The 12,853-nt window shown below is 70.5% G+C and carries 10 protein-coding genes; 6 read left to right on the plus strand and 4 right to left on the minus strand.

All coding sequences use genetic code 11. The features are described 5' to 3' along the window. Positions 1-45: 45 nt before the first annotated feature. The 3 genes from ACWC1K_RS00920 to ACWC1K_RS00930 form a co-directional block, all read right to left on the minus strand. Positions 46-1,521, minus strand: a complete 1,476-nt coding sequence (locus ACWC1K_RS00920) for an FG-GAP and VCBS repeat-containing protein (RefSeq protein WP_450827633.1) — start codon at positions 1,519-1,521, stop codon at positions 46-48. Positions 1,522-1,730: 209 nt separating this feature from the next. Beyond that, positions 1,731-3,134: an FG-GAP and VCBS repeat-containing protein gene (locus tag ACWC1K_RS00925; protein ID WP_450827635.1), complete on the minus strand. Its 1,404-nt coding sequence runs from the start codon at positions 3,132-3,134 to the stop codon at positions 1,731-1,733. Positions 3,135-3,249: 115 nt separating this feature from the next. Continuing rightward, positions 3,250-4,518, minus strand: coding sequence for an FG-GAP repeat domain-containing protein (locus ACWC1K_RS00930; RefSeq protein ID WP_450828072.1), 1,269 nt, complete (start codon positions 4,516-4,518; stop codon positions 3,250-3,252). Positions 4,519-4,640: 122 nt separating this feature from the next. Here ACWC1K_RS00930 and ACWC1K_RS00935 point away from each other — a divergent pair, with 122 nt between their 5' ends. Continuing rightward, a complete protein-coding gene (locus ACWC1K_RS00935) occupies positions 4,641-4,967 on the plus strand; it encodes an antibiotic biosynthesis monooxygenase family protein (RefSeq protein ID WP_351472651.1) in 327 nt (108 codons plus the stop codon). A 76-nt stretch (positions 4,968-5,043) separates the two neighbouring features. Here the strand turns inward: ACWC1K_RS00935 and ACWC1K_RS00940 are convergent, their stop codons facing one another. Continuing rightward, on the minus strand, positions 5,044-7,326 hold the full coding sequence (locus ACWC1K_RS00940; RefSeq protein ID WP_450827637.1) for a (Fe-S)-binding protein: 2,283 nt from the start codon (positions 7,324-7,326) through the stop codon (positions 5,044-5,046). A gap of 219 nt (positions 7,327-7,545) precedes the next feature. Here ACWC1K_RS00940 and ACWC1K_RS00945 point away from each other — a divergent pair, with 219 nt between their 5' ends. The 5 genes from ACWC1K_RS00945 (at position 7,546) to ACWC1K_RS00965 (ending at position 12,848) form a co-directional block, all read left to right on the plus strand. After that, a complete protein-coding gene (locus tag ACWC1K_RS00945; RefSeq protein WP_450827639.1) occupies positions 7,546-8,580 on the plus strand; it encodes an MraY family glycosyltransferase in 1,035 nt (344 codons plus the stop codon). A 94-nt stretch (positions 8,581-8,674) separates the two neighbouring features. Next, the gene (dnaK, locus tag ACWC1K_RS00950) at positions 8,675-10,516 is read left to right on the plus strand and encodes a molecular chaperone DnaK (RefSeq protein WP_450827641.1); all 1,842 of its coding nucleotides are present in this window, start codon (positions 8,675-8,677) and stop codon (positions 10,514-10,516) included. After that, complete coding sequence (gene grpE, locus ACWC1K_RS00955) at positions 10,513-11,172, plus strand: nucleotide exchange factor GrpE (protein ID WP_450827643.1); 660 nt, start codon at positions 10,513-10,515, stop codon at positions 11,170-11,172. Before dnaK ends, grpE begins: the two co-directional genes overlap by 4 nt. A gap of 33 nt (positions 11,173-11,205) precedes the next feature. Beyond that, on the plus strand, positions 11,206-12,396 hold the full coding sequence (gene dnaJ / locus ACWC1K_RS00960) for a molecular chaperone DnaJ (RefSeq protein ID WP_450827645.1): 1,191 nt from the start codon (positions 11,206-11,208) through the stop codon (positions 12,394-12,396). A 5-nt stretch (positions 12,397-12,401) separates the two neighbouring features. After that, complete coding sequence (locus ACWC1K_RS00965) at positions 12,402-12,848, plus strand: heat shock protein transcriptional repressor HspR (RefSeq protein ID WP_450698929.1); 447 nt, start codon at positions 12,402-12,404, stop codon at positions 12,846-12,848. The last annotated feature ends 5 nt before the right edge of the window (positions 12,849-12,853 follow it).

The raw sequence follows: 12,853 nt of genomic DNA on the forward strand, positions 1-12,853 counted from the left end.
AGGAGCCGGGCCCGAGGGTGAGGGCCCGGCTCCGGTACGGGCGGGTCAGTCCGCGAAGTTGGCGCCGAAGGCCGGCGTTCCCGTCGTCGAGACGCCCGAGGTGCTCGGCGAGATCGCGCGCGAGCCGGTCGTGGTGATCACGGTGCCGTCGGAGGGCAGGTAGGTCACCGCGCCGTTGCCCGCGTTCTCGTACGAGCCCACGACCAGGTCGGCCTTGCCGTCGCCGGTGACGTCGTCCAGCTTGACGTCGAGGCCGAACTCGTCGTCGTCCTCGTCGTTGCCGGGCACGCCCGGGGTGCTCTGGGCGAAGGACTGGGCACCGGAGGTGGTGTTCAGGCCGGTCGAGGTGCCGTAGAGGACGGTGACCGCGCCGGTGTTGGCGGCGCTGCCGAAGTCCTCGCCGGCTACGCCGATCGCGAGGTCGAGGAAGCCGTCGCCGTTGATGTCGCCGAGGTCGAGCTCGGAGCCGAACCAGTCCTTGTTCTCGGCGCCTCCGGGGACGTTGCCGGTGTCCTGGGTGATGCCGGTGGAGTTGCCGGGACCGCCGCCGGAGCCGTAGGTGACCCAGACCTTGCCGCCCTTGCCGGAGTCCGGGATCGTCGTGCCGTCGCTGGTGGTGGTGTCCCAGTAGGCGCCGCTGACGATGTCGCCGTAGCCGTCGGCGTTGATGTCGCCGATCGCGGTGATCACACCGGGCTTGAGGGCCTGGGCGGAGGCGACGCTCAGGCCGCTCGCGGTGCCGGGAATGTAGTAGTTGCGGTTCCAGCCGTAGTCGGTCTGGGTCTCGTAGCCGTCGACGACCAGGTCCGTGCGCTGGTCGCCGTTGACGTCACCGGCGGTGAGGTTGAGCGGGCCGTTCGCGTCGCCGCCCGACTGGATGGGCGGCTTGATGGTGTAGCGGCCGCCCGGGGTGCCGGAGGTGGTGAAGCCGCCCTTGTAGACGTAGAGGGTGGAGGCGGAGCTGCCGACGGCCAGATCGGCCTTGCCGTCGCCGTCGAAGTCGCCGGCGGCGAGGTTCTTGCCCCAGTAGTCGTGGCTGGAGGGGGCCGGGTCGGCGATGCCGGTGCCCTTGCCGGTGATGCCCGAGGCCGAGCCCCACAGGATCACCAGGCCGCCGCCGTCGGTGTCGCTGCCGACGTCCTCGCCGGGCGAGCCGACCGCGAGGTCGTCGTAGCCGTCGCCGTTGAAGTCGGCGTACGCGGTCTCCGAGCCGAAGGCGTCGCCGGCCTCGGCGGTGCCGGGGTTGCCCGTGGTGTTCTGGCTGATCGTGGAGCGCTTGGCGGAGGAGACGCCGGTGGCGGTGCCGTAGAGGACGACCACCTGTCCGGCGGTCTTGTGCCCGCTGACGTAGGCGCCGGCGGCCGAGAAGGCCACGTCGCCGATCCCGTCGCCGTTGAAGTCGGCCTGCGGGACGTGGGTGGAGTCCGCGGCCGTGGCGTTCACGGCCGAGAACGTGAGCAGACCGCCCGTGAGAGCGACGGCGGTGGCCGTCGCGAGGGCGAGTCGCAGAGGCTTGTGCATGCGGGTCTTCTCCTGCGGCATGCGGGGATGCCTGGCGGGCATCCGCAGTCGGTGGGGTGCGCCGGCCCGTGTTCGCCGGGAGTTGTCCTCGCGTTCATGGGCCGGTCGGCGATCAGGAGACCCGCATCGGGCCGTAAGGGTTGTACGTGTGTTCGGTAAATTTTTGAGGCTGCTGTGATCGGTGTGGTTCGGGGGCTGAACGAGGGCGGTCAGTCGGCGAGTACGGCCCCGAAGTACCCGCGTGAGCCCAGGCCCAGGCCGCTCACGGTGAGCGTGGTCGAGCCCGTGCCCGTCGGGCCGGACGAGGTGCCGGGGAAGAAGTGCAGACGGCCGATCTCCGGTGCGGCGGCGACCAGTTCGGGGCGGCCGTCGCGGTTGTAGTCGCGCAGCAGCACCGAGGCGCCGAACCAGGAGTCGCTCTCGTCGGCCGGGCGCTGGAAGCCGGACGTCGTGTAGTCGATCTGGCGGGAGTTCGCGCCGGTGAGACCGGAGGCGCCGCCGCGCAGGACGGTGACGGCACCGGAGCGCCAGACCTCGCGGCCGAGCGTCTCGTTCGGGACGCCCACCGCGAGGTCCGGGTAGCCGTCGCCGTCGGTGTCGCCGGCCGAGACGTCGTAGCCGAAGTAGTCCCCGGACTCGCGGACGCCGGGCACGCCCGCGGTGTCCTGGCTGAGCGACTTCACGGCGCCGAAGCCGGTGGCGGTGCCCTTGAGGACGTGGACTGCGCCGCCCTTGCCGGACCGGGAGACACCGAGCGCCAGGTCGCCGTAGCCGTCCTTGTCGAAGTCGGCGATCACCGCGCTGGAACCGACGAGCTCGGAGGAGGCGGGCAGGCCGTACTTCTTGGGCGGCCTGACCGGGCCGCTCGTGCCGCCGCGGTAGAACCAGACGCGGTTGCTGTCGGTGTCCGCGTCGTAGCCGACGACCGCGAAGTCGGCCGTGCCGTCCTTGGTGACCTTGCCGGAGACGACCAGCTCGGGGTTGATGTCCTCGCCGTCGATCGGGTCGAGGTTGGTGGCGGTGCCGCGCGAGCCGGACTCGGTGAACGGGCCGCGCAGGTACCAGACGTACTCGTCCCCGGCCGCGACCACGTCCGGCTTGCCGTCGGCGTTGAAGTCGCCGACCGCGACGTCCTTGGCGAACAGGTCGTCGCCGCCCGGCGCGGTGTAGGAAGTCCCCTTCGTCAGGCCGGCCCCGGAGCCCCACAGCACGGTGAACATGCCGTAGCGGGAGCCCGCCTTCTCACCGGGTGCGGTGGCGATGACGTCCGCGTACCCGTCCTTGTTGAGATCGGCCGTGGTGACCTTCGCGCCGAAGAAGTCCCTGGCCTCCGCGGCGCCCTCGACGCCCGGGCTGTTCTGCGTGACGACCGTGCGCCTGGTGAGGTCCAGCCCCTTCGAGGTGCCCCACACGACGACGACCGCGCCCGCCTCCGACTTTCCGCCCACGGTGGCGGTGCGGTCGCCGAGGACGAGGTCGCGATAACCGTCGCCGTTGAAGTCGTCCGCGTACTTCGCGGCCGCGGCGCCGGCGGGGGCGGCCAGGGCGAGGGGGGTCAGACCGCCGGCGAGCAGGGCGGCGGCCAGGAGGGCGACGTGGGTACGGCGGCTCAAGGGGGCTCCAAGGGTCGTGGCGATCCCGGAATCGCATGGGGTCGCGATGAGGAGACTCCCGGCAAGGGCGCTGAGTTGTAGGGGAGTTCGGTGAACTTCCGGTGCCGCTGTGACGTCAGTTGTCCGCCAGGAACTCCGAGGTCGAGAAGGTGACCGTGGGCTTCGCCGTCACGAGCCCCTTCTTCACGCCGGGATGGACGGCGACGGTGTCCTTCGTCTCGCCCAGGTACGTCCGCAGCGCGAGGTCCGCCCGCCCGTCGCCGTCGAAGTCGCCCACCGCCAGGACCCCTGTCGTCCCCCGGGCCGATGGCTCCACGGTCACCGTGCCTGCCGTGGACAAGCCCGTCGTACGGCCTCGGAACACCCGGACCCCCGACCCGCTGGAGACGAGGTCGCTCAGGCCGTCGCCGTCGAAGTCGGCGGCGTCGAGCAGGGAGCCGGGGGAGTGGAGGACGGCGCGGGTGGCGGTCGGGAGGTCGTAGCGCAGCAACGTTTCGTCCAGGGTGCCGACCGCCGCGTCGAGGGCGGCGCCCCTGCCGAAGCGGCCGAGCGCGACATCGAGGCCCTCGGGCAGGACGGTGCCGGTGCGGGTGGGGCCGGCGGGACCGCCGAGGACGACGGACGCCTTGCTCTCGCCCTCCGCCGCACGGACCACCAGGTCGTCGTAGCCGTCGCGGTTGACGTCGGCCGCGGGGCCCGTGGGGACCTCGCCCGGTGACGGGACGGGGGCGCCGGCCGCGCGCGGGGTGCCCTTGCGGGTGAACGGGCCGCGCAGATAGCTCAGTTGCTCCCCGGACGCGTGCAGGACCAGGTCCTGGGCGCCGTCGCCGTCGAAGTCGCCGCACACCGGCTGGTCGGGCCAGTCGTTGCCGAAGCGGGCGGCGGCGGGGACGGTGAGCTTGACGGCGCGGGTCAGGCCGCCGGGGGCGCCGAAGAGGACCTGGAGGGGGACCGGGGGGCGGCCCTGGCCGTCGTAGGGCGGGTCGGTCGAGACGATCAGGTCGGTGAAGCCGTCCTTGTCGAGGTCGCAGCTCGCCTCCGCGTCGAAGACCGCGGGGAGCCGGCCTTTCGTACGGGCCGCGTACCTGGCGGGGCTGAGCAACTGCCGTGCCCCCGGGGTGAGTCCGCGCGCGCTGCCGTAGACGACGCCGATGCCCGCGTCGTCGGCGTGGCTGTGGGCCTTGACGAGCGTGTCGAGGACGAGGTCACGGTGGCCGTCGCCGTTGAAGTCGTCGGGGGTCCTGCTGCCCTTGCCGCGGGGTATCGGCAGCTTGGCCGGGGCGTCCGCGACCCGGACGGGGGTGGGGCGGGCGGCTCCGGCGTCCCCGCCGGGGCCGCAGGCGGCGAGCAGAAGGCTGCCGCAGAGGGCCGCCGCCGTACACATTCCGCCTCTGGGCACGCGCACCGTCCACCTCGTCAGCACCGTCGACAACGCCTCGGTAATGATGCACATGTTCGGGGTGGGGCGACAGTCGCGCGGAGCGGGTCGGGGTTCAAGATGGAGGCATGAGCGTAGTCAAGATCAATGTACTGACCGTGCCCGCCGAGCAGCGCGAGGTGCTGGAGAAGCGGTTCGCCTCGCGGGCCCACGCCGTGGAGAACTCGGACGGGTTCGAGTGGTTCGAGCTGCTGCGGCCGGTCGAGGGGACCGACCAGTACCTCGTGTACACGCGGTGGCGTGACGAGGCGTCCTTCCAGGCGTGGATGGAGGGGCCGATGAAGTCCGCCCACCAGGGCGGCGGCGAGGGGGCCGAGCGCCCGAAGCCGGCGGCCTCCGGCTCGACCCTGTGGTCCTTCGACGTCGTGCAGTCGGCGGGGCCCAAGGGGGCGTAGGCGTTCCGCTGTGGCAGACACGACGGCGCCCCCTGTCCTTGTGCGGACAGGGGGCGCCGTCGTGTCGCCTGGCGGACTACTTCACCGGCTCCGGCTCCGGAGCGGTTTCCGTCTCCTCCTCGCCGGCCGGGTCGACCGGGGTCTTGACGGACTCCAGGAGCAGCTGGGCGACGTCGACCACCTGGATCGACTCCTTCGCCTTGCCGTCGTTCTTCTTGCCGTTCACCGAGTCCGTGAGCATGACCAGGCAGAACGGGCAGGCCGTCGAGACGATGTCCGGGTTGAGCGAGAGAGCTTCGTCGACGCGCTCGTTGTTGATGCGCTTGCCGATCCGCTCCTCCATCCACATCCGCGCGCCACCGGCGCCGCAGCAGAAGCCGCGCTCCTTGTGGCGGTGCATCTCCTCGTTCCTGAGGCCCGGGACGTTGGCGATGATCTCGCGCGGGGGCGTGTAGATCTTGTTGTGGCGGCCCAGGTAGCAGGGGTCGTGGTAGGTGATGATGCCCTCGACCGGGGTGACCGGGACCAGCTTGCCCTCGTCGACGAGGTGCTGGAGCAGCTGGGTGTGGTGGATGACCTCGTAGTCGCCGCCGAGCTGCGGGTACTCGTTGCCGATGGTGTTGAGGCAGTGCGGGCAGGTGGCGACGATCTTCTTGGCCGACCTGGGCTTGGCGGACTCGGGGACCACCTTGCCGTCGTCGTCGAGCTCCTCGCCGAACGCCATGTTCAGGGCCATGACGTTCTCCATGCCGAGCTCCTGGAACAGGGGCTCGTTGCCCAGGCGGCGGGCGGAGTCGCCGGTGCACTTCTCGTCGCCGCCCATGATCGCGAACTTGACGCCCGCGATGTGGAGGAGTTCGGCGAAGGCCTTGGTGGTCTTCTTCGCGCGGTCTTCCAGGGAGCCCGCGCAGCCGACCCAGTACAGGTACTCGACCTCGGTGAGGTCCTCGATGTCCTGGCCGACGACCGGGACCTCGAACTCGACCTCCTTGAGCCACTCCAGGCGCTGCTTCTTGGCCAGGCCCCAGGGGTTGCCCTTCTTCTCCAGGTTCTTGAGCATCGTGCCCGCCTCGGACGGGAACGCGGACTCGATCATCACCTGGTAGCGGCGCATGTCGACGATGTGGTCGATGTGCTCGATGTCCACCGGGCACTGCTCGACGCAGGCGCCGCAGGTGGTGCAGGACCACAGGACGTCCGGGTCGATGACGCCGTTCTCCTCGGCGGTGCCGATCAGCGGGCGCTCGGCCTCCGCGAGCGCGGCGGCCGGGACGTCCTTGAGCTGCTCCTCGGAGGCCTTCTCCTCGCCCTCCATGCTCTTGCCGCCGCCGGCCAGCAGGTAGGGCGCCTTGGCGTGCGCGTGGTCGCGCAGCGACATGATCAGCAGCTTGGGGGAGAGGGGCTTGCCCGTGTTCCAGGCGGGGCACTGCGACTGGCAGCGGCCGCACTCGGTGCAGGTGGAGAAGTCCAGCAGGCCCTTCCAGGAGAACTGCTCGACCTGGGAGACGCCGAAGACGTCGTCGTCACCGGGGTCGGTGAAGTCGATCGGCTTGCCGCCCGAGGTCATCGGCTGCAGGGCGCCGAGCGCGGTGGAGCCGTCGGCGTTGCGCTTGAACCAGATGTTCGGGAAGGCCAGGAAGCGGTGCCAGGCCACACCCATGTTGGTGTTCAGCGAGACCACGATCATCCAGATGAACGAGGTGCTGATCTTGATCATCGCGACCAGGTAGACCAGGTTCTGCAGCGTGCTGACGCCCAGCCCCTTGAAGGCCACCACCAGCGGGTACGACGCGAAGTACGACGCCTCGTAGCCGTCCACGTGGTGGATCGCGCCCTCCAGGCCGCGCAGCACGTAGATGGCGAGACCGATGGTGAGGATGACGTACTCGACGAAGTACGCCTGGCCCGACTTGGAGCCCGCGAAGCGGGACTTGCGGCCGGGGCGGGAGGGCAGGTTCGACAGGCGGATCGCGATCAGTACGAGGATGCCGAGGACCGTCATCACGCCGATGAACTCGGTGTACATCTCCAGCGGCAGCCAGTCGCCGACGACCGGCAGCGTCCAGTCGGCCTGGAAGAGCTGCCCGAAGGCCTGCGCCAGGGTCGGCGGCAGGGTCAGGAAGCCGACCGCCACGAACCAGTGGGCGAAGCCCACGATGCCCCAGCGGTTCATCCGCGTGTGGCCGAGGAACTCCCTGACAAGAGTCACGCTGCGCGCGTACGGGTTGTCGGTCCGGGTGCCGACGGGCACCGGCTGGCCCAGTTTGAAGTACCGGACGAACTGACCGATGGCGCGGGCGAGCAGCGCAACGCCGACCACGGTCAGGACCAGCGACACGATGATCGCGGCGAGTTGCATTTGGGGGCTCCTCGGGACTGCGAGGGTCATTACTAAGCGGTAACTTATGTAGTCCGCTTGAGAGTACCCCCATCATCCGTCGCACTGTAGTCGGGCGTGCGGTGATCTGCGTCGCTGAGGGTTGCCTTAAGGGTCCGCGAACAGGCCTGCTGCCGGGCTTGTGACGATGCGATCGTGTTATTCATGCCAAATTGGTACATTTGCGCCTAACTTAGACCCGTGCTATACGGGATCGCCGCCGCCACCACCGCCCTGCTGCTCGCCGCCGTGCTCACCGCACTGCTGCGGGTGCCCGCGCTGCGCCTCGGGATCGTCGAGCGGAGACGGCAGCGGCAGCGGCCCGTGCCGCTGCTCGGCGGTACGGCCGTGGTGCTCGCCACCTGCGCGGTGGCGGTGGCCATGGACCGCACCGGCGTCGCGCCCCTGGGTGCCGGGGTGGGGCGGCTGCTGGTCGCGGGCGGTGCCGTCGCCCTGCTCGGGCTCGTCGCGGACATCGGGCGGGTCAAGGCGCGGGTCCTCGTGGCCGGTACGGCCGTGGCCGCGGCCGGTGTCGTGCCGTACGAGGAGACCGGGGTGCCGGTCGGGCTGCTCGCCGTCGCGTGGATCGTCTTCGTCGCCGTCGGGTTCAAGGCGCTCGACCATGCGGACGCGCTCGCGGGGACCGTCGGGGTGCTCACCGCCTTCGGGGTGGGGGCCTGTGCGGCGGCCGAGCTGATGGACGGGCTCGCGGTGCTGCTGAGCGTGCTGGCCGCCGCGCTGACCGGGTTCCTCATGCACAACTGGCCGCCCGCGCGCGTGGGGCTCGGCGCCTGCGGTTCGCTGTTCACGGGGTTCCTGCTCGCCGCGTCGGCGGTGTTCACCCGGGCGGGCTACGGGCTCGCCCCCAGTGCGGGAGTGCTGTTCTCGCTCACCGCCCTGGCGAGCGCCGACGTGCTCCTCGTGGTCCTGTCCCGGCGGCTGGCCGGGCGGCCGCTGCTGCGCGGCGGACCCGACCATGTCGCCCACCGGCTGCGGCGGTTGGGGCTGACCCCGCAGGGGGCGACCGTGCTGCCCGGAATCGGGGCCTTCGCCGGGGTGTTCGTCGGGGTGCTCATGCACATCGGGTGGACCGCGCTGTCCGCCGTCTACTGGGTGGGGGCGGTGGCGCTCGTCGTCGTCCTCATGCTCCTTCGGGTGCCTGTGTACGGGCTCCGACGGCCCGTGCCCACGCAAGCGACGCAGGTCAGCGGCCCGTTGCGTGTAAGGAACGGATAAGAGTTGAGTCGGGCCGACTCAGGTCTGTTGACCCATCGCCGGGTGTCGTGCACACTTGAGTCCGTTCCACTCAAGTCAGCTGGAGGAATTCACCATGGCACGTGCGGTCGGCATCGACCTGGGCACGACTAACTCCGTCGTCAGCGTTCTGGAGGGCGGCGAGCCCACCGTCATCACCAACGCCGAGGGTGCCAGGACCACGCCGTCCGTCGTCGCCTTCGCGAAGAACGGTGAGGTGCTCGTCGGCGAGGTCGCCAAGCGCCAGGCGGTCACGAACGTGGACCGGACCATCCGTTCCGTGAAGCGCCACATGGGCACGGACTGGAAGATCGAGCTCGACGGGAAGCCCTTCAACCCGCAGCAGATCTCCGCGTTCATCCTGCAGAAGCTGAAGCGGGACGCCGAGGCCTACCTGGGCGAGAAGGTGACCGACGCGGTCATCACCGTCCCGGCCTACTTCAACGACTCCGAGCGCCAGGCGACGAAGGAGGCCGGCGAGATCGCCGGTCTGAACGTCCTGCGCATCGTGAACGAGCCGACCGCGGCCGCGCTCGCGTACGGCCTCGACAAGGACGACCAGACGATCCTCGTCTTCGACCTCGGTGGCGGCACCTTCGACGTGTCCCTCCTGGAGATCGGTGACGGCGTCGTCGAGGTGAAGGCCACCAACGGCGACAACCACCTCGGTGGTGACGACTGGGACCAGCGCATCGTCGACTACCTGGTCAAGCAGTTCGCCGGCGGTCACGGCGTGGACCTCGGCAAGGACAAGATGGCCCTGCAGCGTCTGCGCGAGGCTGCCGAGAAGGCCAAGATCGAGCTGTCCTCGTCCACCGAGACCTCGATCAACCTGCCCTACATCACGGCGTCCGCCGAGGGCCCGCTGCACCTGGACGAGAAGCTCACCCGGGCCCAGTTCCAGCAGCTGACGGCCGACCTGCTGGAGCGCTGCAAGACGCCGTTCCACAACGTCATCAAGGACGCCGGCATCTCCATCAACGAGATCGACCACGTCGTCCTCGTCGGTGGCTCCACCCGTATGCCCGCCGTCGCCGAGCTCGTCCGCGAGCTGACCAGCGGCAAGGACGCCAACAAGGGCGTCAACCCGGACGAGGTCGTCGCCATCGGCGCCGCCCTGCAGGCCGGTGTCCTCAAGGGTGAGGTCAAGGACGTCCTGCTCCTCGACGTGACCCCGCTGTCCCTCGGCATCGAGACCAAGGGCGGCATCATGACGAAGCTCATCGAGCGGAACACGACGATCCCGACCAAGCGGTCCGAGATCTTCACCACCGCCGAGGACAACCAGCCCTCCGTGCAGATCCAGGTCTACCAGGGCGAGCGCGAGATCGCGGCGTACAACAAGAAGCTCGGGATGTTCGAGCTGACCGGTCTGCCGCCGGCCCCGCGCGGTGTCCCGCAGATCGAGGTCGCCTTCGACATCGACGCCAACGGCATCATGCACGTGACCGCGAAGGACCTGGGCACGGGCAAGGAGCAGAAGATGACCGTCACCGGCGGCTCCTCGCTGCCGAAGGACGAGGTCGACCGGATGCGCCAGGAGGCCGAGAAGTACGCGGAGGAGGACCACGCCCGCCGCGAGGCCGCCGAGACCCGCAACCAGGGCGAGCAGCTCGTCTACCAGACGGAGAAGTTCCTCAAGGACAACGAGGACAAGGTCCCCGGCGAGATCAAGACCGAGGTCGAGGCCTCCGTCGAGGAGCTGAAGACCGCGCTCAAGGGCGAGGACACCGCCGAGATCCGCACCGCCACCGAGAAGGTCGCGGCCGTCTCGCAGAAGCTGGGCCAGGCCATGTACGCCGACGCCCAGGCCTCGCAGGCCGCCGGCGGTGCCGCGGGCGCCGAGGCCCCGAAGGCCGACGACGACGTGGTGGACGCCGAGATCGTGGACGACGAGCGCAAGGACGGTGCCGCGTGACGGAGGAGACCCCGGGCTTCGACGAGAAGCCCGACGTCCCCTCCGGCGCCACCCCCGACGACGCCGAGCCGCAGGCCGCCTCCCCCTCCTCGGGGGAGGGGGCGGCCCCGGCCGGGGACGCAAGTGCACAGATCGCCGGTCTGACGGCCCAGCTGGACCAGGTGCGCAAGGCGCTCGAAGAGCGCACCACCGACCTCCAGCGGCTCCAGGCCGAGTTCCAGAACTACCGCCGCCGGGTCGAGCGGGACCGGATCACGGTCAAGGAGATCGCCGTCGCGAACCTCCTGACCGAGCTCCTGCCCGTGATCGACGACATCGGCCGCGCGCGGGACCACGGCGAACTCGTCGGCGGATTCAAGTCCGTCGCGGAGTCGCTGGAGACCGTGGCGGCGAAGATGGGACTGCAGGCGTTCGGCAAGGAGGGCGAGCCCTTCGACCCGACGATCCACGAGGCCCTGATGCACTCGTACGCGCCGGACGTCACGGAGACGACCTGCGTGGCGATTCTGCAGCCCGGGTATCGCATCGGCGAGCGCACCATCCGCCCCGCGCGGGTGGCCGTCGCCGAACCGCAGCCCGGCGCCCAGACCGTCAAGGCCGAAGAAGCGACCGAGGCGGCCGACGACAAGGAGAGCGGTGGCCCGGACGAGGGCTGAGCTTGAACCGATGAGAAAGGAGGGGCGTCGAGGATGAGCACCAAGGACTTCATCGAGAAGGACTACTACAAGGTCCTCGGCGTCCCCAAGGACGCCACCGAGGCCGAGATCAAGAAGGCCTACCGGAAGCTGGCCCGCGAGAACCACCCGGACGCCAACAAGGGCAACGCCAAGGCCGAGGAGCGCTTCAAGGAGATCTCCGAGGCCAACGACATACTCGGCGACCCCAAGAAGCGCAAGGAGTACGACGAGGCACGCGCCCTCTTCGGCAACGGCGCCCTCTTTGATAGGGGGGGTCGCCCCGGGCCGGGCGGCGCAGGCGGCTCCTTCAACTTCGACCTGGGCGACCTCTTCGGAGGCGGCGCCCAGGGCGGGGGTTCCGGAGGCTTCGGCGGCGGAATCGGTGACGTCTTCGGGGGCCTGTTCAACCGGGGCAGCTCCGGTACGACCCGGGTGCAGCCCAGGCGCGGCCAGGACATCGACACCGAGGTCAGCCTCAGCTTCACCGAGGCGATCGAGGGGGCGACGGTCCCGCTGCGCATGTCCTCGCAGGCGCCCTGCAAGGCCTGCTCGGGCACCGGCGACGCCAACGGCAACCCGCGGGTGTGCCCGACGTGCGTCGGCACCGGCCAGGTCGCGCGGGGTTCCGGCGGCGGCTTCTCGCTCACCGACCCCTGCCCGGACTGCAAGGGCCGCGGCCTGATCGCGGAGAACCCCTGCGAGGTCTGCAAGGGCTCGGGGCGTGCCAAGTCCTCGCGCACCATGCAGGTCCGCATCCCGGCCGGGGTGTCGGACGGCCAGCGCATCCGGCTGCGCGGCAAGGGCGCACCGGGCGAGCGCGGCGGCCCCGCGGGCGACCTGTACGTCACGGTGCATGTCGACGCGCACCCCGTGTTCGGCCGCAAGGACGACAATCTCACCGTCACCGTCCCCGTGACGTTCGCGGAGGCGGCGCTCGGCGGCGAGGTCAGGGTCCCCACCCTGGGCGGCCCGCCCGTCACCCTGAAGCTGCCGCCCGGCACGCCCAACGGCCGCACCATGCGCGCCCGCGGCAAGGGCGCGGTCCGCAAGGACGGCACCCGCGGCGACCTCCTGGTCACCGTCGAGGTGAGTGTCCCGGCGGACCTGACGGGGAAGGCTCGTGACGCACTCGAGGCGTATCGCGAGGCGACCGCGGGCGAGGACCCGCGGGCGGAGCTGTTCAAGGCCGCGAAGGGAGCATGACCAAGATGGACGGCCGTCGACGCAACCCGTACGAGCTGACCGAGGAAACCCCGGTCTACGTCATCTCGGTGGCGGCCCAGCTCTCCGGCCTGCACCCGCAGACCCTGCGCCAGTACGACCGCCTCGGCCTGGTCTCGCCCGACCGCACCCCCGGCCGCGGCCGCCGCTACTCGGCCCGTGACATCGAACTGCTGCGCACCGTCCAGCAGTTGTCGCAGGACGAGGGCATCAACCTGGCGGGCATCAAGCGCATCATCGAACTGGAGAACCAGGTCGCCGCGCTCCAGCAGCGGGTCGCCGAACTCCAGGCGGCGGTCGAGGGCGCCGCCGCGGCCATGCAGCAGCGCGAGGCGGCGGTGCACGCGTCGTACCGCCGCGATCTGGTCCCGTACCAGGAGGTCCAGCAGACCAGCGCGCTGGTGGTGTGGCGGCCGAAGGGGCGCCAGGACTGAGCAGA

It is taken from the genome of Streptomyces sp. NPDC001492, from assembly GCF_053597275.1.

Bases quoted from the DNA above. Each gene is read 5' to 3' on its own strand.
- dnaK (WP_450827641.1), top strand. From the start codon at position 8,675: ATGGCACGTGCGGTCGGCATCGACCTGGGCACGACTAACTCCGTCGTC.
- ACWC1K_RS00930 (WP_450828072.1), bottom strand. From the start codon at position 4,518: ATGTGTACGGCGGCGGCCCTCTGCGGCAGCCTTCTGCTCGCCGCCTGC.
- ACWC1K_RS00920 (WP_450827633.1), bottom strand. From the start codon at position 1,521: ATGCACAAGCCTCTGCGACTCGCCCTCGCGACGGCCACCGCCGTCGCT.
- dnaJ (WP_450827645.1), top strand. From the start codon at position 11,206: ATGAGCACCAAGGACTTCATCGAGAAGGACTACTACAAGGTCCTCGGC.
- ACWC1K_RS00965 (WP_450698929.1), top strand. From the start codon at position 12,402: ATGGACGGCCGTCGACGCAACCCGTACGAGCTGACCGAGGAAACCCCG.
- ACWC1K_RS00940 (WP_450827637.1), bottom strand. From the start codon at position 7,326: ATGCAACTCGCCGCGATCATCGTGTCGCTGGTCCTGACCGTGGTCGGC.
- ACWC1K_RS00935 (WP_351472651.1), top strand. From the start codon at position 4,641: ATGAGCGTAGTCAAGATCAATGTACTGACCGTGCCCGCCGAGCAGCGC.